Source organism: Prochlorococcus marinus str. MIT 0912 (assembly GCF_027359595.1).
GTDB lineage: Bacteria > Cyanobacteriota > Cyanobacteriia > PCC-6307 > Cyanobiaceae > Prochlorococcus_B > Prochlorococcus_B marinus_C.
Genome location: NZ_CP114783.1, coordinates 818,823 through 840,216 on the forward strand (window position 1 = coordinate 818,823; position 21,394 = coordinate 840,216).

Below are 21,394 nucleotides of genomic sequence, written 5' to 3' on the forward strand. Positions count from 1 at the left end.
GCTCCTTAATTTCATAGTTCAACTTAAGATAAAGAAATGAATTTTAATGAGAAGAAAGTCTATTCAATGGATAAATACACCCGTACTTACTGAAGCTATATTCCGTTACGAGAAAGGGCTATTACCTAATTCAATGAAATTATGGTTAGAGCAGGTTTTAGAAATAAAATCAGAAAAGTCTATTGAAAAAAATAATTTAAATTAGTTGAATAAAATTCGCATAGCAGCCATTGCTGCACCATAACCATTATCAATATTAACTACCATCAATCCTGGAGCACAACTAGCCAGCATTCCTTCCAAGGCAGTTTTACCACCACCACTAATCCCATATCCAACTGAAACAGGAATTCCAATAATTGGCTGAGGAATTAATCCTGCAAGTACCGTAGGTAAAGCCCCCTCCATTCCTGCACAAGCAATAACTATTTTAGCTAATTTTATTTCTTCCAGTCGGTCTAACAGCCTGTGAAGTCCTGCCACACCAACATCAATCAACAATTTAGTTTTTATTCCATGCAAATTCAAAGCTATTTCAGCTTCTGAAGCAACCCCTACATCACTTGTTCCTCCAGTCAAAATAATTACTTCTTCCTTAGAAGAAGTAGATTCCTTAAATGCCCCCAAAGTTAAACAACCTGATACTTCATAAAATTTTGCAGAAGGAAATTCAACTAAAAGTTTTTCTCCCTTTTCTTTAGAAAGTCTTGTCACTAAAGCAGTTTCAGACTGAAGTTGATATTTTTTCAATATTTCAGAAATTTGTTCAATTGTTTTATGTTGTCCCCATATGGCCTCAATGACACCAAGTCGACTTCGCCTCTGAAAATCAATAATTGATTGATTCATTTTTACTCTGGATTTAATTCCCCTTCAAAAATTAATGGGAAAGGATTTCCAATTGTTTCACCTGTTTCCTTTCTTGCAATCTTTTCAAAATCCTGCTGGACAAGATTTATTTCTGCTTGAGGGATCTTTTTCCAAACTGCTTTTGACTCCCAACCAATCAATAAGGTTGCCTCCTCAACTTTAGGATCCCAAAAAAGTTGACGTCCTAAAAAGCCATCTTGCTTCAATAACCAAGGCTCCCAACTTCCTTCTTCGGCTTTTAACCAAGCATTTTTAAATTTTTTTGGGACATCAAGCTTAAGGTGTTCAACAATAGATTCTTTTGGAAAATTCACTTTCAATAAAGACTCAGCTTGAATATTTTTCACGTTTCCCAAAATAGTAGAAAGAAAAATCAGATTAATAAAAATAAACCTAAGTATTTTTTTGATAAAAATTTTTCTCCTACTATTTTTCATTTTTTTTCATCAAAACAACTGCATGACAACATATGCCTTCCTCTCTTCCCTCAGCACCTAATTTCTCATTTGTAGTTGCCTTAACTCCTACATCATCAGCGTTAACTCCTATTTTCTTAGATATTTTCTCCTTCATCGATCCAATATAAGGTTTTAATTTTGGTCTTTCAGCAACAATAACTGAATCAATATTTTGAATTTGCCAACCTTTCTTCTCAATCAATTCCATGACCTGTTCAAGAAGAATCAAACTATCTGCATTTTTCCATTTCGGGTCATCTGGAGGGAAATACTTTCCAATATCACCCAAGGATAATGCCCCTAATATGGCATCCATAATTGCATGAGTAAGAACGTCTGCATCACTGTGACCATCAAGACCTAAACCTTCAGGATGGTTTAACTTGACACCTCCAAGTATTAAAGGCCGACCAGGAACCAATCGGTGCATGTCATAACCATTGCCTATTCTTAAGCTCACTTCAGGTTTTAATGATGAAATTCTCCTGTCGAATGATAATTGGTCGAGCTTCCAAAGCTCAAACAAATCGGGCCTTCGGGACTGCGTCCTAATTTCTCTTTGCTTCTGCCTCCATTCTTTAATTAATTTATGATTACCACTTAGAAGAAGGTCAGGAACTTTCATGCCCTTGAATTCAGAGGGTCGTGTGTATTGGGGATGTTCTAAAAGAAACTCATTATGACTTTCCTCTTCTAATGATTCTGCACTGCCTAAAGTTCCAGGCAATAGACGTACTACTCCATTAATAACAGTTATTGCTGGGATTTCTCCACCGGTAAGAACAAAGTCTCCAATTGAAATTTCTTCATCAGCTAAAGAACGTATTCTCTCATCAAATCCCTCATAGCTACCGCATATCAAAATGAGTTGATCTTCTTTTGACCATCTAGAAAAATCAGATTGAGATGTTTTTCTACCTTGTGGAGTCATCAAAAGAACCCTCTTTTTATTCAGCTTTGGAATTTGATCAAATACAGAAAAATAAGGTTCAGGCTTTAAGACCATTCCTGCCCCTCCACCATATGGTTCATCATCAACTTTTCGATAATTATCTATTGCATGGTCACGAGGATTGTGTATTTGAATTGATGCAATCTTCTCGTCAAATGCCTTTTTTATCAGTCCATGACTAAAAAAATTTTTAAACGCTTCTGGGAAAAGGCTTATTACATCGAACCTCAATTTACTCATATAAATTAGACCCCGTCATAACCAAACTCATTCAAACGAGAAGATTTACTTCTCCAGTCAGGAACAACTTTAACAAACAACTCTAAATAGACATTTCCATTAATTAAAGTTTGAATTTGCAGTCTTGATTCCTGGCCAATTTTCTTCAACATACTTCCCCCTTTACCAATTAAGATTCCTTTCTGACTTTTTTTCTCAACACAAATAGTTGCAAGAATTCCTGTTCTTTCCTTCTCTTTAGATTTTTTCTTCGAAGGCATATCTTCAATTTTATCAATAGAAACTGCCACACTATGAGGAACCTCTTCGCGTGTATTTATTAAAACTTGTTCTCTTATGAATTCGGCCATCAAAAACTTCTCAGGATGGTCACAAGTCATATGACTTGGATACAACTGTGGTCCCAAAGGTAGTTTTTCTTCTATTTCATTAATCAAGTCATTACATCCCTCTCCTGTAAGAGCGCTACAACAAAAAACTGGCCAATATGTGCCCTCAAAAAAGTCTAAATATTCTTTCTTTCGTTCTTTAAATTGACTTGACTGAACAAGATCCCATTTATTCAAGGCAACAATCACTGGAATTTGTAAATTTCTAATCAAATTCAAAATAAATGCATCTCCTCTCCCTGGAGAATGATTGGCTTCAAAAATAACTAGAACTGCATCTACTTCTCCAATAGATCTCTTGGCACTCTGAACAAGCCTTTCACCTAATAAATGATGGGGTTTATGAATACCAGGAGTGTCTACAAATATAATTTGAGACTTTTTATTCGTAAGTATTACTTTTAATCTGTTTCTAGTGGTTTGAGCAATGGGTGATGTAATTGCTATTTTTTCGCCAATAAATTTGTTTATGAAAGTTGATTTACCAACATTGGGTCTACCTATTAAAGCAATAAATCCTGACTTAAAATCCTGTTGATTTAAATCTCCCAAAGACATTTTATTTCTCTACGATTATCTATAGCCTTACTCTAAAAGAGCAATAAAACCATGAATGAACAGAAACCAACTTTTAAAGAGGCTATGCAAGCATCAATGCTTTGGTGCAAAAGTTGGGAAAATGATGAAATAAGTGACGAAGTTATTTCTGATCGAATAGGCGAGCTTATTAAAACGGTGGAGGGTGCAAGAGGATTTTTTGTTGTGAGTCTCTCTATAGATTGCGCTTTAATGGACAGATTTCCAGATGCATTGATTTTTCAATTAAGAAGTTCTGGAGAAATTGTTGTTGACTTAACCGTAAAGAATCTTGCTATGAGTTCAGCAATGATAATTACACATCGCAATAATAATGATCCACAAGAAATCCAATCAGAGAGAATAAAGATTAGGTGTATTGAATTACTAAAACTATTAGATTCGAATCAGGTAAAAAAACGATTAGATATTTTACTAGAAGCAACAAAAGGGAATGGAACGGACTTGAAGTTTCTAGACAAATGGAAGTATAACGAAGAACAAATCAGGGCAATATCAGAAAGTATTTTTGAAGTTGCGACATAAAAAAAGAGCCCTGGGGCTCTTTTTTTATTTCAATTTAAATGACTTAATCTCTTCTTCCACCGCCCTGAAGAGCAATAATAAGACGAAGAACAAAAACAAATAAATTTATATAAGTTAGGTACATCCCCAATGCCCCCGCTAAATACTGTTCATCGTTATATCTTCTTGGCATTGTATAGAAATCTACAAAAGACATTGCTACAAAAAGTACAGTTCCGAAGCCCGCAATCATTAATTCAAAACCACTTCCTCCGAACATCCCTGGAGCAAATAAACCACCAATAAACTGGAAAACCATTGCAATAATAAGGCCAAGCAATCCAAGGCCTACTGCCCCTTGCAAAGCTTGACCAACGTTATCACTCATTTTTCTGCCGACAGAAGATGCAATCACGAAAGTAATTCCAGTCGCGAACACAGCTGTACCTATAGCACCCATCCCTGCAACTTGAATTGCTAACCCAACAATCCCACTTAGGGTAAAACCAGTTAATAAACTAAATCCCGTCAAGAGTGGAAGCGCTTTAGAGTTGTTGGCATTATTGGCAGCGCTGCTTGCCATGAAAAATAGAACTATCTCTGCAATGAATGCGACTATGAATAGCGGACCGAATAAAGGATTGCTAGTTGCTTGTAAAGAAAGTCCCCCTAAAACACCTAATCCAGTTAATGCCATTCCTCCGCCTACATAAGGCAAAGCTTTGTTTACTACATTTGGACCAATAAGTGCACTTGATTGTGCTTCACGAATAGCCTGTTGAAAATTGCTGTTTGCTGGCATAACGCACCAGATAATTATTAATACTTATTTTGACACAAAAAAAATATGTCTTCATGAATGTGAATGCGGATCACCCTATCGTTTTTTTTTGTCTAGCTCTGCATAAGCATCAACAACGCTTTGAACAAGTGGATGTCTTACTACATCTGAAGAGGTAAGTCTGCAAACTGAAATCCCATCAACCTTTTCGAGTAAATCTGCCGCCTCAATAAGTCCACTCATTTGTCCACATGGCAAGTCTATTTGGGTTATATCGCCAGTTACTACCATCCGAGATCTCTCACCCAACCTGGTAAGAACCATTCTCATTTGAGCTGGAGTAGTATTTTGAGCTTCATCAAGTATCACAAAAGATTCTTCTAAAGTCCTCCCTCGCATGTAAGCCAAAGGAGCGACTTCAATCACATTTTTTTCTATAAGTAAATTAGTTTTATCTTGTCCAAGTAAAGAGTGGAGAGAATCATACAAAGGTCTTAAATAAGGATCAACCTTTTGCTGCAAGTCGCCAGGTAAAAAGCCCAATTGCTCTCCAGCTTCAACAGCAGGTCTTGTCAAAATAATTTTCTCAATTTTTCTCTCAGTAAGCATTCGTACAGCTAGTACAGTTGCTAAGAATGTTTTGCCTGTTCCAGCTGGGCCTAGCGCAAAAGTAAGATCACTATTTTCCATGGCCTCTACATAATATTTTTGTCTAATCGTTCTTGGTCTTAAAAGATTTCCTCTTTGACTTCTTGCTAAAACTTTCTTTGTTGATTTGGCGTGATCATTTTTTTTACCATTATCCAACGCTTTAGCCGCAGCATGTAAATCAACCGCATTCACAATTTGTCCTTCTTCCCAGATTGGTCTTACTAATTCAACAATTGCTGCAGCTCTTTCCAATTGATAGGAATTTCCTTTTATTTCTAGTTGCAACCCCCTTAATGCAAATGAAGCCCCTGTAAGGGTTCCTAATCTGTTAAGTGTTGACTGACCTGTCCCTGATAAAGCAGTAGCAGCGTCGGGATCAGGCAGATCTATACAAAAGCGACCTTCAGTGGTTGCTTCAGACATAAATTTTCTTGAAATTATTGATATTCATCAAAACTTCTTAATCAGAAGTTTCCGATGCTGCTGCATCTTTTTTCTTTGCTGATCTTTCTTTTTCTTGTTTTTGCTTACCTATAACTTCAGCTGGTCGAACTTTCTTTTCAAGAAGTCCTCCTTTTTCTAATAAAGTTCTTACTGCATCAGTAGGCTGAGCACCTTGTCCTAGTCGAGTTCTTAAAGCCTCTGTATCTAATCTAGTTTCTTTGGTTCTTGGATTGTAAAAGCCTAGTTCTTGTAGGGGGCGACCATCTCGCCTTGAAGTGCTATTACAGGCAACTAGACGAAAACTGGATTCACGCTTTTTACCAAACCGCTTAAGGCGGAGCTTGATCATCTTCGATTTACTTGTAGGTGGATTGAACTCAAAAGTTCTTCATTTAAATAATACTGCACAGAGATTGATTTAGTCTTTTGATATCTCTAGAGATCACCAAAACCTTTCTTTTTCTTAATTGGTCGCTGTCTTCGGGGGGGCGAACCGGGCCCTCCTCTTCCTTTTCTTGACTGATGTGGATTAGCACCGGATGAAGGCATCCCAGGTAGTCCTCCCATCCCAGGAAGTCCTCCGTCCATCCCAGGTAGTCCTCCTCCAGAAGACATCTGCTTCATTAAGCCTCTCATCCTCTGGAAATCCGCCAGAACCTTATCAACGTCAGCTGGCTTATATCCACTGCCACTTGCTACCCTCCGACGTCTTGATGGTTGCGCTGCCAATAATTCAGGTTTATTCCTTTCCTCTAATGACATTGAACCAATCATTGCCTCGATTTTTCTAAGTTGATCTTCTCCACTTTTAATCATTCCATCATCAATTTTATTCATCCCAGGAATCATTTTCAACAGTCCCCCTAACGAGCCCATTCGCTTTATCATCCTCATCTGCTTTACAAAATCTGAAAAATCAAAAGTTGCTTCCTGAAGCTTCTTTTGCATGATTTCTGCATCAGCAATTTCAACTTCTTTCTGTGCTTTTTCAACAAGAGTTAAAACATCGCCCATCCCTAAGATTCTGCTGGCCATCCTCTCAGGATAAAAAGGTTGCAATGCCTCAACCTTTTCTCCAGTACCTATAAATTTAATTGGTTTTCCACTGATTCTTCTAATAGAAAGAGCCGCTCCCCCTCTCGAATCTCCATCTAGCTTTGTAAGAACAGCTCCTGTTATTCCTACTTTTTCATGAAAACTTCTGGTTATGTCTGCAGCCTCTTGACCAATCATTGAATCAACTACCAACAAAACTTCATGGGGTCTAACAGCCTCTTTAATCCGAACCATCTCTCCCATCATTTCGGTATCAATTTGAAGCCGCCCAGCAGTGTCGACAAGAACCGTGTCAAATCCTTCTTCTATAGCTTTTTCCAAGCCTTTTCTTGCAATCTCCTCCGGTTTTAAATTTGAACTTAAATTAAAAACCTCTACACCTATTTGGTTCCCAAGAGTTACCAATTGATCAATAGCCGCTGGTCTATATGTGTCAGCAGCAACAAGTAATGGCTTTTGATTTTTTTCTTTAAGAAGCAATCCAAGTTTTGCTGTAGCGGTAGTCTTTCCAGCCCCCTGAAGTCCAGCCATTAAAACTACGGTTGGTTTTTCCTCTGAATTTGCCAAGGGATTATTCTCACCCCCCATGACATTTACTAGTTGCTCATGAACTACTTGAATAAATTTCTGCCCAGGGTTTATACCTCTGACAACCTCTGTACCAATAGCCTTGACTCTTACTTCTTCGATAAACTCTTTTACAACCGACAAACTAACGTCAGCCTCTAATAGAGCTCGTCTAACCTGTTTAAGCGCTTCATCAACATTTTCTTCTGAAATTTTAGCTTCACCTTTAAAGGCCTTAACGGCATCTTCAAATTGATTAGACAGTTCCTCAAACATTTTCTTAGAGTTACAGAAATAATTTTTTAAAAATTATTTTTTAATTTCCACTAATATAGTCAACTACTAGCCAGTTTTTTTTATTCTTGCCTATTATATATTTTACCTTCAAAGAAGGAATTACAGTTTCTGATAAAATTTCACCAGATGAACTAATACTTTTATCTTGATAATTTAATTCAACATCTGCTTCAATTCTTCTGTCAGATCTTTGAACAATATTTATTGAAGTTATATTTGCATCAATAATCTGTTTTTGTCCTAACAATTTATCTTTCTTTCTCTGTTCAATAACTCTATTAAACAGTGAGGGTCTAGCAACAGTGGAAAGAAATTGACTTTCTGAACCATTTAAAATATCAGCTTTACCTGCTAGCCATGATTCAACAAGAGATTTAATTTCTTGATTTGAGGGGGCTAGTGAAGTAAGAGGAATTAATTGACTTAAATCTAATGATTCTTCACTATTAACTATTTCACTTGACCCATTATCTTTATTTTTATTATCATCGGGTTTAGCAAATTTAGACTCAGATATATTATTTAGATCATTATTTGCTGATGGTTTTCTCTGTGTAAGGATTCCAAAGCTTATTCCAAAAATAAATAACAAAATAAATGCTAAAGAACTTGTATAAATAGGTCGTTTTAATATGAAAGATTTAAAATCTGAATGTTTAATCAATTCAATTGTTGAATCATATTTTGCAATTAACTTTTTAACTAAACCAGGTATTAAGAAACCTTCTTTACGTTGTAATAGTGATTTAAAAGACTTTTCTTTCAATATTTCATCCAAAGCCCCACCTGGCATTGGCAAGTCAGCTTGTTCCTCTGGGCTTTTTGAAAAATCATTCTCAATTTGTTGTTCAGGAGCTAATGAAGATAAGAATGAAAATCCCGCTTTTGCAATTCCTAAAGCTCCTTTTGTTTCCAATTGCTCTACATAAATTTGTACTTCTTTACTATCGAACCAATCATCAAGATTTACCGTTTGAAATTCAATATCCCTAAAACCTACTAAAACATCTTTTTTTAACCAATTTCTACAGTAGTCACAAAGAGCACCCAAAGTCTCACCTGGATAATTATCTAACCAGTCTTTTAATTTCTCATCAGAACTACTTCTGAAACGAGACTCTGCTTGATTTACATCCCCTAGCAAAAGATCTAGGCATCCAATTAATGGCATTGGGTCAAAACCATTAACATTGATATTCCTAAGATATTTACGAGCTTCTTGCAAGAGTTCTGGTTTCCTGTAAGAAAAGCCAGAAGCTATCAAGGAAAAAGCGGCAAGGAAACCAGCATCTTCCGAACCCCTTCTAAACCAATTTACGTAAATTTTTGACTGTTCTTTTGCAGTTAAAAATTTTCTAATCTGTAGAAAGAATAACTCAAAATCATTTTGATTTAATCCTGCTATTTTTTCTGAATTTCTTTTTCCTTCGAGTCCGCCTCTTTTGTTCACAAAGTCTTCTAAAAGAATCAAACCTTCCTGATGAGATTTATCGTCTTCTTTCTCTCTACTTAATAAATCAAGAATTCTGTATGGAAGTAAAGTCTTTAAATCACTTTCAAGGGTCTTTCTTTCTTCAACAAGCTTTCCCATCCTTTGCAATAACTGTATACCTTCCTGAAGCAAATCAGCTCCTGAAGCGTACCTTCTGCAAGCCTGTTCCTCAATAGAAGCGTCTCTACAAGATAAAGCTGCTATGAGTGTTAAATCCGATTCTCTACCACTTCCCAAGGCTGGAGCTTGTGGAGGTTGCAATGCTTTTTTTGCAAGTTTAAAAGCTTGAAACGAAGAATTTGATTCCCACAAGAGAAGTAAGCCAGCAACTTCTCTATTTGAAGATAGTTCAAGCCCCGAGGAACCCTCAATAAGAGCAAGTTCGTAGGATTGTCGTTCGGCAGGATTGGATAAAAGATCAGCAGAAAGTCTTAGCAACTCAGATCTCTGAGCTAAAACCTCATAAGTAAAGCCTTGCTTGGGAGGACGATCTAGCCTTAGCTGAAAAGCCCTGAGGACTTCTTCAGCATTTGCAGAAGGGCTAACCCCCAATAAGCGAAAATGATCAATAGGTAATTCCAATCGCTACTAGGTAATCAGAAAAAAAGCTCTAGGCATCGTAAGGGGTTTTATCCATTTTGCATCCATTGACGCTTAAAGTCTAAAAAGGATTGATAAGTGAATATGAACGAAGTCATGTCTCACAACCAGGACGAAACCAGGCAAAACCCTATGCAGCAAAGGGAACACGCTGACAGACTAAGCAATCTTGGTAACACGAAACCAGCTCAAATCAACAGAGAAATTGGTTTAAATCTTTTCAAAGATATGACTTTAGGAAGACGTTTTGAAGATAAATGCGCTGAAATGTATTACAGAGGGAAGATGTTTGGGTTTGTTCATCTTTACAACGGGCAAGAAGCAATAAGTACAGGTGTTATTGGAGCAATGAAACGCAAACATGACTGGTTTTGCAGCACCTATAGAGATCATGTTCATGCTTTAAGTGCTGGAGTGCCAGCAAAAGAGGTTATGAGCGAGCTATTTGGTAAAGAGACAGGCTGCAGTAAAGGTAGAGGTGGATCTATGCACCTTTTTTCAAAAGAACATCATCTGCTTGGAGGTTATGCATTTATTGGTGAAGGTATTCCAGTTGCCCTTGGGGCAGCATTTAGCAGCAAATACAAAAGGGAGGCTCTTAAAGAAGATAGTGATTCTGTAACTGCAGCATTTTTTGGAGATGGTACTTGCAATATAGGTCAGTTTTATGAATGTTTAAATATGGCCCAGCTATGGAAATTACCCATCATATTTGTAGTTGAAAATAATAAATGGGCAATTGGAATGGCCCATGACAGAGCAACCAGTGAGACTGAAATATGGAGAAAAGCCTCAGCATTTGGCATGCCTGGAGAAGAAATTGATGGTATGGACGTTTTAGCAGTTAGAGGAGCCACTCAAAGAGCCTTAGAGCGAGCGAGAGCTGGAGAAGGGCCAACTTTAATAGAGTGCCTCACTTACAGATTCAGAGGCCATTCTTTGGCTGATCCAGATGAACTTAGATCAGAGAAAGAGAAGGATTTCTGGGCTAAAAGAGATCCAATTAAAAAGCTAAAAAATGATTTAACTAGCTCTGGATTAATCTCTGATGAAGAATTAAAAAATATTGAGAAAGAAATAGATCTTGAAGTTAACGATGCTGTTGAATTTGCTCTAAACGCTCCAGAGCCTGACCCTAGTGAGTTAACTAAATATATTTGGGCGGAAAACTAAAACTATAGTAGCTAAATTTCAAATTCCACTTGGAAGTTTTCTCGTGAGATTTCTCAATTTTCTTAAAGCTTTTAACTCAACTTGCCTAACCCTCTCACGTGTAACCTGCAACAATCTGCCTATCTCTGCGAGAGTATGTCTTTCATTACCTTCTAAGCCAAACCTAAGCCTAATAACGTGCTGCTCTTGTTCGCTTAGATGGCTGAGCCACCTTCCAAGTTGCTCTTGATGAATTTTTTGTTCAACTTTATCAAGTGGTTCTTCTCCCGAGCCGTCAGCTATTAGATCACCTAAAAAGCTACGGCCCTCATCACCATTAACAGGTGCATCAAGACTGCTTGTAGTAAGAGCTTGTCTCAAAATCGAATCAAGTTCTTCTAACTCAATTTCCATTGCCTCAGCTATTTCAATTCGGCTAGGCATTGCACCAAGCTTATGAGCTAAATCTAAGCTGACTTTTCTAATGGTCGCCAATCTCTCACTTAAATGAACAGGTAATCGAATTGTTCTTGACTGACAAGCAATAGCTCTAGTCATGCTTTGCCTTATCCACCAAAAGGCATAAGTAGAAAACTTATATCCACGAGTAGGGTCAAATTTTTCGACCGCTCTTTCTAATCCAAGAGAACCTTCCTGAACTAAATCTAAAAGTTCAAGACCTTTGCCCTGATATTTCTTCGCAACACTCACAACCAATCGAAGATTGGCTTTCATCATTCTTTCCTTTGCCCTTCTTCCAATTCGAATCAATCTTTTTTGATGAGAAGTAAATTCTTTGCTCTGCTCTTTAATCTGACCGTCTTCAGTGAGACTCATAAGAGTTTGAACCTGATTACCAAGTTCAATTTCCTCAGCAGGAGTTAAAAGAGGAACTCTTCCTATGGAAGAAAGGTACCAACTAATTGGATCACTGCTGCGTCGTTTTTGAGATTCAGCAGGCTTGGGTGCAGATGAAACCATTGTTTCTTGACCCCGTTACTTCAAAGTGATAAGACTTTCCTACATAAATTGCAAAAAGGCCCTGGGTTTCAAGAAGGCTTCAGATTCTGTTGACGATTAGTTAACAAATGACACCAAATTGGCGGTTTAAGGCCCTGTAAATGTTTGTTTCAAAACATTTCAAGAGCTTTCCTTTTTTATTAATTCAGCAAGAAAAGTGCAAATAGCACTTGCAGTGCTCCCTCTTGAGCAAGATGCTCCTGCATATGCATGCATCAATGCTGATGCCGCAAGCAAATTAGTATCCAATCGCTTAGCACTTGCTAGCCCAGAGGCTCCCATCCCCGAAACGAAACCAGCCAAAACATCGCCAAGTCCAGTTCTTGCAACACTTGAATTGACTTGTCCTATTTGCCAGCTTTTCCCTTGTGGATCACAAATGACACTATGAGCACATTTCAATAAGACCGAAGAACCGCATATCCTTGCAGCTTCAATTCCAGCCTTCAATGGATTCGAGCAATCAATTAAAGGAAATAACCTTTTAAATTCACCAAGATGAGGGGTAAGCCAAGTAGGACCTTCTCTATCGTTTAGCCATTTCCAACCTATCGAAGTTAGCGACAGACGATTTATTGCATCAGCATCAAGAACAAGTAATCCTTTGAAATCCTTTAAGTCAGATCCAAAACAATCTTTTTCTTCTGCAATCCCTAATCCAGGCCCAAGCAAAATCGAGTCATACTTATTTAAATCAACATCATTGAAAACTTTGGAAAAATCTGAAGAACCGTTCTGAAAAGTATTTAGATCTCCAAGCAATAAGACTTCAGGGTGAGTAGCCCAAAGCCCAGATGAAACTGAATTTGGCAATATAGCGCTAACACTACCTGCTCCACTTGCTAAAGCTCCATTCAAAGCAAGCGATGATGCTCCTTTATATTTCTCACTTCCTGCAATCACGAGAACTCTTCCTCTCTGGTATTTACTCTTACTTTTACTTGGCATAGGCCAAACAAAAGTAGACAAATCTGAAAAAGAAATCCTTAGAGGCTGGGTTTCAGGCAAATCATCTAAGATCTTATCCGGAATCCCGATATCTACTCTCTCTAAACTACCTACATAATCAATAGCTGAATCTTGAATTAACCCAGACTTAAATAGTCCCAAAGACAATGTGTGGCTGGCTTTACATGAAGTATTTGATATTATATTTCCATTATCTGAGTCCAATCCTGCGGGGACATCAATACTAATCAATTTATCAGGACTAAATGTCTTCTTCGAATTCAATAAATAAACTATTTCTTCAGAAATAATTCTTGATTGTCCTAATCCAAATAATGCCTCAATCCATAATAAATTCGAATTCGCATCTGGTTTACGCTCCAAGTTTTCAATCCCAATCTGCATTGCATAATCGAAATGTTTTTGTGTTAATTCTTTTTTTAATGGGAATGGACTCCAAATAGAGATATTTACTCCTGCAATATAAAGTTCTCTTGCGACAACGAGTCCATCGCCTCCGTTGTGACCTGGCCCCACTAAAACTATGGCACCATTTTCAATCAATCCTTGTCTGTCTAATATCCATGAAGAGATACCAATCCCTACTTTTTCCATAAGAGCTTCAACAGGCATACCCATAGAAAACATTTGTTTTTCTATGTTTTTCATCTGTTCTGAAGAAACCATCAAATGCTCCGAATCAGATTGAGGCCAATTCAAAATCAAAAAGAAACCAATCAACTATGAATAAAAGCTACTATCAATGCCCATGAATGTGGAAACAAGAGAAACAAAAAAAGTTTTAAATCATTTGACTTCAGAAGAAACAGTCGAGAAAACATTAAAAAGACTGCAAACATTTTCTGGAAATCATTCGGTTGTAGTAGGGCTTTCCGGAGGGGTAGATAGCTCCTTAACGGCGGCTCTTCTCTGTGAAGCTGGCTGGGATGTAGTGGGATTAACCTTGTGGCTAATGAAAGGGAAAGGTTCTTGCTGTTCTGATGGATTAATTGATGCTTCAGGGATATGCGATCAACTTGGAATCAAACATCACATAGTTGATTCGAAAGAAATCTTTCAAAAAGAAATCATCAATAATGTCGTCAAAGGATATGAGGAGGGAATCACCCCTTTGCCCTGCTCGCGCTGCAACAAATCAGTCAAATTCTCAGAAATGCTCAAATGGGTTAAAGAAAATAAAAATATCGAGAAGATCGCTACTGGGCATTACGCAAGAATTAGATACTCAAACGAATCTTTCAATAAAAATGATCTTCCGAGTGATGGAATAAAAAGACATAAGCTTTTAAGAGGTAAAGATCTCAATAAAGATCAAAGCTATTTTTTATATGATCTTCCTCAAGAAATTTTAGGAAAAACAATTTTCCCTCTGGGAGAATTAACTAAAGAGACAACACGAATCGAAGCTTTTAAGCATTCATTAAAAACTGCCAAAAAGCCAGAAAGTCAAGACCTTTGTCTTGCTGAACATTACGGATCAATGAATGCTTTTATTGATAAGTATCTACCCAAAAAGGAAGGAGAAATTGTCCTTAAAAACGGGAAAGTCATAGGATCCCATAATGGAATTCAGCATTTCACAATAGGACAACGAAAGGGATTAGGTATTGCATGGGAAGTTCCTCTACATGTTGTTGAAATTGATGCCTCTTTAAACAAAGTAATTGTTGCTCCAAGAGAAGATTCTGGTAAGTCAGAGTGTGTTGTCAAAGATATAAATTGGGTATCAATTGAAGCACCTCAAAAACCAATAGAAGTTGAGGTCCAAATCAGATACAGAAGCAAAGCAGTGAAAGCAAAGTTAATACCAATTATTGACAGTAATAAAAAAAATTATTGTTATAAATGTCATATTCATTTTGAAGAAGATCAATTTTCAATTACTCCTGGACAAGCAGCAGTATTTTACAAGGGTGATTATGTATTAGGAGGAGGAATTATTTCGAAAAATTCTTAATATACATCATACTTACGTGATCGTAAAACGCCTATTAAACTTATAAAAATAACTGAAATCAAAGGCAAGTCAGAGTTTAATGTATATAATGTTTTCTTTCCGTTTAATTCCAGGTCAACGAGTTTAACAAGTTCTTTATTTGGTTTAAGTAGGGTATCAATTCTTCCATTACTTTTAATCAAAGATGTTGGTCCAGTATTAGAGACAGCTATTAAATTTTTCGATGTTTCAATACTCCTTAATTGAGCAATAGATAAAAATTGTCTTTGCAAAGACATAGGATAAGGATCTAAATTTGCAATGACTAAAATCCATTTAGCTCCTTGATTTACTGCTTTAGCTATAGCTTTTCCATTACTCAATTCATAACAAATAGCACCTGCGAAAGAGGGACCCTCCCAATCAAGAAGTCTTGATGGATTCCCACTTTCAATTCCACCTACTGCAGAAAGGCCATTTTTCATAAAGTTAGGCAATGCAGGAATCCATTCGCCCAGAGGGACTAATCTAGATTTGTCCAATACATCCGAAAAAGACTCATCACCTGGATTAAAAACCAATATTGAACTTCGTAGAGAACCATTTATTTTCCTGAAACCTCCAGAAAGAAATTTCACAGGAAAATCTCGAATCTTTGTTCTATCCAAAGGCAACGTTCCCTCTGGAGAGATTAAAAAAGATGCATTCATTTCAACAGCATCAGTTAATGCTCTATCTACTTTTGAAGGCAAAGCATTAATTTCTTCCTGACTAAATTTTTGTCTTATTGGAATATTTGTTTGCCACATCGCAACCTGTTCTGCCGAATCAGTTGGAGAATCCAACAACAAGATAAATCCAATTAAATGAGCTAAAGAAAAATACGCAACGCCAAGAATAATCAATTTCTTGAGTTTTTTTCTAGATTGAAAAGCAACTGAAAGCTGCCATATCCACCATCCAGCTAAAAGATGTATAGAGGCCAAGCCGCCCGAACCTATCCATCTTGCTAATCCTGCCAAATATCTATCTTGTGGTAATAAACTTGGCCCTACACCTATCCAAAACAAAGGGCCTCTAGATAGGATTTCTTCGGTTAGCCCCCATATTGTTGATAATAAGACGGCATAAATAAACTTATTTTCTAATTTAGAAAACTGCAGTCTTCCAGGAGCCAAAAAACCACTTAAAGCTGACCAACTAAAAACCAGAGTCCCTCCAAAGGCTCCACACAAAAGCCATATAAGGATGGTAATAGGCAAGCTTAAACTTGAGTCTATCCCTACCCAACTTAGTGGATGCAAAGATAGCAACCACTTATGACTCCATAAAATAGCCATCGCACCCCAACAAAAGCCTCCCCATGGATTCTTACTAGCAGGCCAAAGCAAAGATAGTCCCAAAAGCATGAATACATAATTGCCTTCACCAAGGGAGATTCCGGCTAAAGCACCACCAGCAAAAGCTTTAATAAAAAGAGAATAGATATTATTCATAAATCTAATTTAATAAAATATACACCAACAAAATTCATACTCTCTGGTTAGTTATCTTTTAAATAGGTGTAATTTGGGTATTAATCTGTAAGAATATTTCCGACTACTTAATATTGCTGTGAGAGAAATCTTAATTAGCTTTTCTGTTTGCCTTAGCTGCTTGATGATTGCAGTGATCAGCCAAATCATCTCACCAACTCCAACAAATGCCTTACAAATTGACCAAGCAATCCAAGCGGATGTAAGGCAATCCACAAAAACCAGCGAATCTGTAACTAATCCATTTGAATTAGACCCAGAAGACCCAAATCCATCACTTTTTACTATGGCTTCAGATAAAACCAGTGCAAGTAACTCTCCTCTCGGAGGAGCTGAGATAGGAGCATCTCAAGTAACTTCAAGTGGGCTGAAAATCACTGAATTAGTTTTAGGTGATGGTCAAGAAGCCACCCCAGGAACAAGTGTCTCAGTAAATTACAAGGGTACTCTTGATGATGGGAAAGAATTTGACAGCAGTTATGAAAGAGGTCCTTTTGAATTTTCTTTAGGTGCAGGGATGGTGATAAAGGGTTGGGATGAGGGAGTCGCAGGGATGAAAGTTGGAGGTAAAAGAAAATTAGTCATCCCACCAGAATTAGGGTATGGCAGCAGAGGGATAGGTCCAATCCCCCCTAATTCAGTTTTAACTTTTGAAGTGGAATTATTAGCTGTTAAGTGAATTTCTTAAATTATTCAGAAAGCTCTAGAAAAAGTTATGGCGTTTGTTGACAAACGCCATTAATGTAAAAAAAAATGTTCACAAATTATTTTCAGATGTTGAGCGAAACACTTACATCAATCTTTAACCAGCTTCCAGCAAAATCTGTTCACGCACACTGTGACGGACCTTGCGGTGTATATGACCCTGCTTCTGCAAGAGTTGCGGCAGAGGCAGTTTTATCTATGACGAAAAAACTTATTGCTCTAGCTCCAGCTGGTAACGATCAGGCTTCTATTTCAGCTTATAACAACACTTTTTCTCGCTTCGTTGCGATTAAAGAAGAAGAATCACAAAAGGCCAAAAAAGAACTTCTAATCCTCTGGACTGATTACTTCAAGCCTGAACACTTAGCTACATATCCAGATCTTCATGACACTTTTTGGAAAGCAGCAAAACTTTGTAGTGCATGCAAGGTAAATATTGATCAAACCAAAGCAGAAGAATTATTAGCAGCTGTGCAAAAGATTCACTCTATGTTTTGGTCTTCAAAAGGTAGAAGTGATAACTGGATTACAGCAAGCTGATAAAAGTCTTTTCCGCAAGCCAGACTTATTTACTTTATTTACTTTAATAATCGGATACCGACAACATTTACGTGTTGTCGGTACCTCTATGGAAAGAACTCTTAAAGAGGGAGATTTAGTAACATATAAAAAGTTAAACAAAAAAAATATTGACTTAGAAATTGGCGATATCGTTGTTGCCTCTCATCCAAAAACAAAAAACAAGTTAATAATTAAAAGAATTCATTGGATTTATCAAAACAAATATGATTTAAGAGGAGACAATTCCCTAGCAAGCACAGACAGTCGAGTATTAGGTTTAATTGAATTAGATTTAATCATTGGAAAAGTAGACAAAATTTTCTCTAAATAGATTCAAGAGATTGGTATAGATCTTTTCCTTAATTCATAACTTACCAATTAATTTTTTAACTCCACCTAATATATCTTCCTGTGACATAAGAGATTCGCCAACTAAAACAGCATCAGCCCCATAACTCTTTACTAAATCCAAATCCTCACGAGTAAATAAACCTGACTCGCTTACTAAAGTAATATAATTTTCCTTGATTTGGTTAGCATAATTCTTAGCCAACTTCTTTGTAACTTCAAGATCAGTTTTAAAACTCTTTAAATTTCTATTATTAATACCTATTAAATTAAATACATTAATATTTAATACTCTTTCAAGTTCTTCTGAGTCATGAACCTCTACTAATATTGTCAGTCCCAAATGTTCAGCGACCTTAGATAAGTACTTTAAATCAGAATCAGTCAGGATTGCGGCTATCAAAAGTGCAGCATCAGCGCCAGCAGCTCTTGCTTGGTAAAGCTGATAAGGATAAAGAATAAAATCCTTGCAGAGGATTGGGATTGTGATTTCCTTTTTAACTTCAACTAAGACATCAAAACCACCTTGGAAAAATTTTTTATCTGTTAAGACTGATACGCAGTTAGCACCTCCTTCTTGATACATTCTACCTATCATTCTCGCATCAAACTCCTCTCTAATTATTCCTCTACTTGGACTAGCTTTTTTTATTTCTGAAATTAGTGCTGGTTTCGATGTACTATTTCTTAATGCATCTATAAAATTTTTTGTTTTTGGTAAGTCATTGATCTTTTTTTTAAATCTTCAAGCGAAACTTTTTTTCTTGCAATCTCCACTTCTAGATGTTTTTCCCAAACAATTTCCTCCAAAATATTTTTAGGTTTTGAATCTGGGTGAGGGATTGCATACTCTAAATTAGCTACTTTTATACTTGGGTTAGGAGGTCTTCTTCTGATTTCCATAATTTAAATAATTAATGATCTATAAAAATAAAATTTAATTTAACTACTTCCTTATTTGTAAAGATGCCTGTTTATAGGCAACCTCTACAACTTCGCTTAATGTTGGATGAGTATGAACTTCTTTTGCTAAGTCATTGACCCGTTGTCTTCTAGAAATTGCATTAGAGACCTCTTGTATAAGATCAGCCGCATGTATTCCATAAATATGAGCACCAAGGACCTCTCCCGTCTCTTTATTAAAAATCAATTTCATAATTCCATCACTTTCTAATTCAGCCAAGGCCTTAGAATTGGCTTTAAAATAACTTCTAACAACTCCAAGTTCAAAGCCTTCTCTTTTCGCAAGATCCTTTGCTTCTTCTTCCGAAAGTCCAACAGAACTTATCTCTGGGTGAGTAAAAGTTGCTGCAGGAATACTTCTGTAGTCAATTTCTATTGCTTTTCCTAAAATATTTTCTACAGCTATACTCCCTTGCGCTGCAGCAGTATGGGCCAACATCAACTTACCCGTAACATCTCCCACTGCCCATAAATTAGAAACTGGTTTTTCATTTACCAATACTCTCATCTGATCATCAATTGGAATAAAACCTCTCGTTGTTTCAACTCCAACTGATTGTAGATTTAGATTTTTAGTCGACGGTACTCGACCAGTTGCAACCAGAACAGCGTCGACTTGTAACTCCTCAATCACTTCCCTACTCTTTGCATCTGTAAGCTCGACCTCGACTGGACAACCTGGCTTAACTTTAGTAGCGAACACTCCGGCTCGAGTTTCAATATCTCTTTTATCAATTAGGTTTCTTGAAGCAATTTTCGTAATATCTGGATCAAAAGTAGGCATTACTTTTTCAAGAGCTTCAATCATGGTTACCTCACAACCTAAGGCTGTATAAATATCAGCGAATTCCAAACCGATATAGCCACTACCAATTATTGCAATCCATCTGGGCAACCATTCTAAATTAATAGCCTCATCACTTGTAAAAACAGTTCGTCCATCAATTTCAATTCCACGCGGTACAAAAGGGTCTGAGCCTGTAGCCAAGATAATATCTCTAGCAGAAAAAATTCTATCCACCCCATTAGTTTCTCTTAATCCAACCTTTTGATTACCTTCTAAACGTCCTTCTCCTCTAAGTATCTCAACTCCGGATCTTTCCAATGTTTTAGTTAGATTTTTTCGAATTGTCTCAACTAAGCTTTTTGCATGTTCCGCAATTTTCTTACGTTCAAATCTAACCGGAGCGGAATGTATCCCAAATTCAGCAAGATGAGAAACATTTGCAAGCTCACGAACTTTACCGCTGGCGGCTAGTAATGCTTTAGAGGGGACACAGCCTCTGTTGACACAGGTTCCACCCATATCTCTTGATTCGATAATCGCCACTTTCAAGCCAGCCTCGGCGGCATGTTTAGCGGCATCAAAACCTCCATATCCAGCTCCGACAACAATTAAGTCAAAGTCAAAAGAAATTTCACTCACGGTTTTTTTTGGATACCCTTAACCATTTTTACTCTTTGTCGCTCCAACAAGAGAGGAACTGCAGCAGATGCCACATTTAGTGAATCAACTAATGAGTTATGAGGCAACGTAACAAAGTCTGTACAACACGCTTCAATTGAAGGATGAACGCCTGAGCCTTCATTACCAAGAACCAATACAGTAGGGAGATCCCAGTCTAATTCCCAATAAGGTTTCACTTTGTTATCAGTAATTTTATTCGGTGAAATTGTTCCTACTACTTGGTAATTATCATTAATTGCAATATTGAGTTTTGAAACAAGCATTTCAATACTTGAAGAAGATGAATCTCCAATCCGTTCAAAAGGTAAATGAAGAACTGAGCCAGCTGAGGATCTTAAAACCTTTTGATTTAGGGGATCTGCTCCAGAAGCTAACCACATAACTTCATATTCACCAGCAAGGGCTGATCGAAATAAATTTCCCAAATTGCCAGGATCTTGAATCCTATCTAAAGCTAAAATGTGTTTTGGGGCTATTCCCGGTTTTGGTAACCCTGTAATTGGGAATATCGCTGCGACACCATCAGGTGTAACAGTTGACAAAGATGCCTCTAAAACGTTTTGAGTTACTAAGGTTAATAAACATCTGGAAGCTATTTTTTTTAAGGTCTCTTGATTCTCATCACTCCATTCGGGAGTTGCAATAACTTCTATTGGCAAACAGTTTGTTTTCAGAGATTCTTCTAACAAATGAGAACCCTCAAGCAAAAGAGAGGAACGCTCTTCACGTCCAGTTTTTTTCAAAAGAGACCTTAATTTTTTGACCAAAGGGTTTCTTTTACTTGTAATCAATGGCGAATAAGAATAATTAATTGTCCAACCTCAAATTATTTAATTGTT

At 37.0% G+C, this 21,394-nt stretch carries 21 protein-coding genes and 1 pseudogene; 7 read left to right on the plus strand and 15 right to left on the minus strand.

Features of this window, described 5'->3' with window-relative positions; all coding sequences use genetic code 11:
* Positions 1-46 precede the first annotated feature (46 nt).
* Positions 47-205, plus strand: a complete 159-nt coding sequence (locus tag O5640_RS05030; protein WP_269613584.1) for a hypothetical protein — start codon at positions 47-49, stop codon at positions 203-205.
* Here O5640_RS05030 and larB read toward each other — a convergent pair.
* The 4 genes from larB to era form a co-directional block, all read right to left on the minus strand.
* Positions 202-849 carry a nickel pincer cofactor biosynthesis protein LarB gene (larB, locus tag O5640_RS05035; RefSeq protein ID WP_269613585.1) on the minus strand — a complete coding sequence of 216 codons (648 nt, stop codon included), beginning with the start codon at positions 847-849 and terminating at the stop codon, positions 202-204. The genes O5640_RS05030 and larB overlap by 4 nt on opposite strands.
* Before the next feature lie 2 nt (positions 850-851).
* A complete protein-coding gene (locus O5640_RS05040; protein ID WP_269613586.1) occupies positions 852-1,217 on the minus strand; it encodes a TIGR03792 family protein in 366 nt (121 codons plus the stop codon).
* A 79-nt stretch (positions 1,218-1,296) separates the two neighbouring features.
* Complete coding sequence (trmD, locus tag O5640_RS05045; RefSeq protein WP_269613588.1) at positions 1,297-2,520, minus strand: tRNA (guanosine(37)-N1)-methyltransferase TrmD; 1,224 nt, start codon at positions 2,518-2,520, stop codon at positions 1,297-1,299.
* Between the two features lie 5 nt (positions 2,521-2,525).
* A complete protein-coding gene (gene era / locus O5640_RS05050; RefSeq protein WP_269613590.1) occupies positions 2,526-3,467 on the minus strand; it encodes a GTPase Era in 942 nt (313 codons plus the stop codon).
* Between the two features lie 51 nt (positions 3,468-3,518).
* Between era and O5640_RS05055 the strand changes: the two genes are divergently transcribed.
* A complete protein-coding gene (locus O5640_RS05055) occupies positions 3,519-4,031 on the plus strand; it encodes a hypothetical protein (protein WP_269613591.1) in 513 nt (170 codons plus the stop codon).
* Between the two features lie 43 nt (positions 4,032-4,074).
* Here O5640_RS05055 and O5640_RS05060 read toward each other — a convergent pair whose 3' ends face one another.
* The 5 genes from O5640_RS05060 to O5640_RS05080 all read right to left on the minus strand — a co-directional run bounded on the left by O5640_RS05060 (position 4,075) and on the right by O5640_RS05080 (position 9,880).
* Positions 4,075-4,812, minus strand: a complete 738-nt coding sequence (locus O5640_RS05060; protein ID WP_269613592.1) for a Bax inhibitor-1 family protein — start codon at positions 4,810-4,812, stop codon at positions 4,075-4,077.
* Positions 4,813-4,887: 75 nt separating this feature from the next.
* Positions 4,888-5,865, minus strand: a complete 978-nt coding sequence (locus O5640_RS05065) for a PhoH family protein (RefSeq protein WP_269613593.1) — start codon at positions 5,863-5,865, stop codon at positions 4,888-4,890.
* A 37-nt stretch (positions 5,866-5,902) separates the two neighbouring features.
* Positions 5,903-6,235, minus strand: coding sequence for a 30S ribosomal protein S16 (gene rpsP, locus O5640_RS05070; protein WP_269613594.1), 333 nt, complete (start codon positions 6,233-6,235; stop codon positions 5,903-5,905).
* Between the two features lie 86 nt (positions 6,236-6,321).
* Positions 6,322-7,785 carry a signal recognition particle protein gene (ffh, locus tag O5640_RS05075; protein ID WP_269613595.1) on the minus strand — a complete coding sequence of 488 codons (1,464 nt, stop codon included), beginning with the start codon at positions 7,783-7,785 and terminating at the stop codon, positions 6,322-6,324.
* 40 nt (positions 7,786-7,825) lie between these two features.
* Complete coding sequence (locus tag O5640_RS05080; protein ID WP_269613597.1) at positions 7,826-9,880, minus strand: IMS domain-containing protein; 2,055 nt, start codon at positions 9,878-9,880, stop codon at positions 7,826-7,828.
* A gap of 114 nt (positions 9,881-9,994) precedes the next feature.
* Here O5640_RS05080 and pdhA point away from each other — a divergent pair, with 114 nt between their 5' ends.
* A complete protein-coding gene (pdhA, locus tag O5640_RS05085) occupies positions 9,995-11,071 on the plus strand; it encodes a pyruvate dehydrogenase (acetyl-transferring) E1 component subunit alpha (protein WP_269613598.1) in 1,077 nt (358 codons plus the stop codon).
* A gap of 18 nt (positions 11,072-11,089) precedes the next feature.
* Here pdhA and O5640_RS05090 read toward each other — a convergent pair whose 3' ends face one another.
* Both O5640_RS05090 and O5640_RS05095 read right to left on the minus strand, forming a co-directional pair.
* Positions 11,090-12,031, minus strand: a complete 942-nt coding sequence (locus tag O5640_RS05090; RefSeq protein ID WP_269613599.1) for an RpoD/SigA family RNA polymerase sigma factor — start codon at positions 12,029-12,031, stop codon at positions 11,090-11,092.
* 159 nt (positions 12,032-12,190) lie between these two features.
* Entirely contained in the window at positions 12,191-13,705 is a 1,515-nt protein-coding gene (locus O5640_RS05095; protein WP_269613601.1) for an NAD(P)H-hydrate dehydratase, read from the minus strand.
* Between the two features lie 76 nt (positions 13,706-13,781).
* On the opposite strand from O5640_RS05095, the gene mnmA reads away from it, so the two are divergent.
* A complete protein-coding gene (gene mnmA / locus O5640_RS05100; RefSeq protein ID WP_269613602.1) occupies positions 13,782-14,996 on the plus strand; it encodes a tRNA 2-thiouridine(34) synthase MnmA in 1,215 nt (404 codons plus the stop codon).
* Here the strand turns inward: mnmA and O5640_RS05105 are convergent.
* Positions 14,993-16,471: an apolipoprotein N-acyltransferase gene (locus tag O5640_RS05105; RefSeq protein WP_269613603.1), complete on the minus strand. Its 1,479-nt coding sequence runs from the start codon at positions 16,469-16,471 to the stop codon at positions 14,993-14,995. The genes mnmA and O5640_RS05105 overlap by 4 nt on opposite strands.
* 163 nt (positions 16,472-16,634) lie before the next feature.
* On the opposite strand from O5640_RS05105, the gene O5640_RS05110 reads away from it, so the two are divergent.
* The 3 genes from O5640_RS05110 (at position 16,635) to sodX (ending at position 18,107) form a co-directional block, all read left to right on the plus strand.
* On the plus strand, positions 16,635-17,189 hold the full coding sequence (locus O5640_RS05110) for an FKBP-type peptidyl-prolyl cis-trans isomerase (RefSeq protein ID WP_269613604.1): 555 nt from the start codon (positions 16,635-16,637) through the stop codon (positions 17,187-17,189).
* Between the two features lie 74 nt (positions 17,190-17,263).
* Positions 17,264-17,755 carry a superoxide dismutase, Ni gene (gene sodN / locus O5640_RS05115; protein WP_420063698.1) on the plus strand — a complete coding sequence of 164 codons (492 nt, stop codon included), beginning with the start codon at positions 17,264-17,266 and terminating at the stop codon, positions 17,753-17,755.
* Positions 17,730-18,107 carry a nickel-type superoxide dismutase maturation protease gene (gene sodX / locus O5640_RS05120; RefSeq protein ID WP_269613606.1) on the plus strand — a complete coding sequence of 126 codons (378 nt, stop codon included), beginning with the start codon at positions 17,730-17,732 and terminating at the stop codon, positions 18,105-18,107. The genes sodN and sodX overlap by 26 nt, the downstream gene beginning before the upstream one ends.
* 33 nt (positions 18,108-18,140) lie before the next feature.
* On the opposite strand, the pseudogene trpC reads toward sodX, so the two are convergent.
* The 3 genes and pseudogenes from trpC to O5640_RS05135 form a co-directional block, all read right to left on the minus strand.
* Positions 18,141-19,027, minus strand: a pseudogene (gene trpC / locus O5640_RS05125) (indole-3-glycerol phosphate synthase TrpC).
* A 43-nt stretch (positions 19,028-19,070) separates the two neighbouring features.
* Complete coding sequence (gene lpdA / locus O5640_RS05130) at positions 19,071-20,513, minus strand: dihydrolipoyl dehydrogenase (protein WP_269613607.1); 1,443 nt, start codon at positions 20,511-20,513, stop codon at positions 19,071-19,073.
* Positions 20,510-21,346 carry a TrmH family RNA methyltransferase gene (locus tag O5640_RS05135; protein WP_269613608.1) on the minus strand — a complete coding sequence of 279 codons (837 nt, stop codon included), beginning with the start codon at positions 21,344-21,346 and terminating at the stop codon, positions 20,510-20,512. The genes lpdA and O5640_RS05135 overlap by 4 nt, the downstream gene beginning before the upstream one ends.
* Positions 21,347-21,394: the final 48 nt, after the last annotated feature.

Bases quoted from the DNA above. Each gene is read 5' to 3' on its own strand.
- larB (WP_269613585.1), bottom strand. From the start codon at position 849: ATGAATCAATCAATTATTGATTTTCAGAGGCGAAGTCGACTTGGTGTC.
- O5640_RS05060 (WP_269613592.1), bottom strand. From the start codon at position 4,812: ATGCCAGCAAACAGCAATTTTCAACAGGCTATTCGTGAAGCACAATCA.
- O5640_RS05090 (WP_269613599.1), bottom strand. From the start codon at position 12,031: ATGGTTTCATCTGCACCCAAGCCTGCTGAATCTCAAAAACGACGCAGC.
- O5640_RS05030 (WP_269613584.1), top strand. From the start codon at position 47: ATGAGAAGAAAGTCTATTCAATGGATAAATACACCCGTACTTACTGAA.
- O5640_RS05065 (WP_269613593.1), bottom strand. From the start codon at position 5,865: ATGTCTGAAGCAACCACTGAAGGTCGCTTTTGTATAGATCTGCCTGAT.
- O5640_RS05110 (WP_269613604.1), top strand. From the start codon at position 16,635: ATGATTGCAGTGATCAGCCAAATCATCTCACCAACTCCAACAAATGCC.
- trmD (WP_269613588.1), bottom strand. From the start codon at position 2,520: ATGAGTAAATTGAGGTTCGATGTAATAAGCCTTTTCCCAGAAGCGTTT.
- era (WP_269613590.1), bottom strand. From the start codon at position 3,467: ATGTCTTTGGGAGATTTAAATCAACAGGATTTTAAGTCAGGATTTATT.
- rpsP (WP_269613594.1), bottom strand. From the start codon at position 6,235: ATGATCAAGCTCCGCCTTAAGCGGTTTGGTAAAAAGCGTGAATCCAGT.
- O5640_RS05095 (WP_269613601.1), bottom strand. From the start codon at position 13,705: ATGGTTTCTTCAGAACAGATGAAAAACATAGAAAAACAAATGTTTTCT.
- ffh (WP_269613595.1), bottom strand. From the start codon at position 7,785: ATGTTTGAGGAACTGTCTAATCAATTTGAAGATGCCGTTAAGGCCTTT.
- sodN (WP_420063698.1), top strand. From the start codon at position 17,264: ATGTTCACAAATTATTTTCAGATGTTGAGCGAAACACTTACATCAATC.
- O5640_RS05055 (WP_269613591.1), top strand. From the start codon at position 3,519: ATGAATGAACAGAAACCAACTTTTAAAGAGGCTATGCAAGCATCAATG.
- pdhA (WP_269613598.1), top strand. From the start codon at position 9,995: ATGTCTCACAACCAGGACGAAACCAGGCAAAACCCTATGCAGCAAAGG.
- O5640_RS05105 (WP_269613603.1), bottom strand. From the start codon at position 16,471: ATGAATAATATCTATTCTCTTTTTATTAAAGCTTTTGCTGGTGGTGCT.
- mnmA (WP_269613602.1), top strand. From the start codon at position 13,782: ATGCCCATGAATGTGGAAACAAGAGAAACAAAAAAAGTTTTAAATCAT.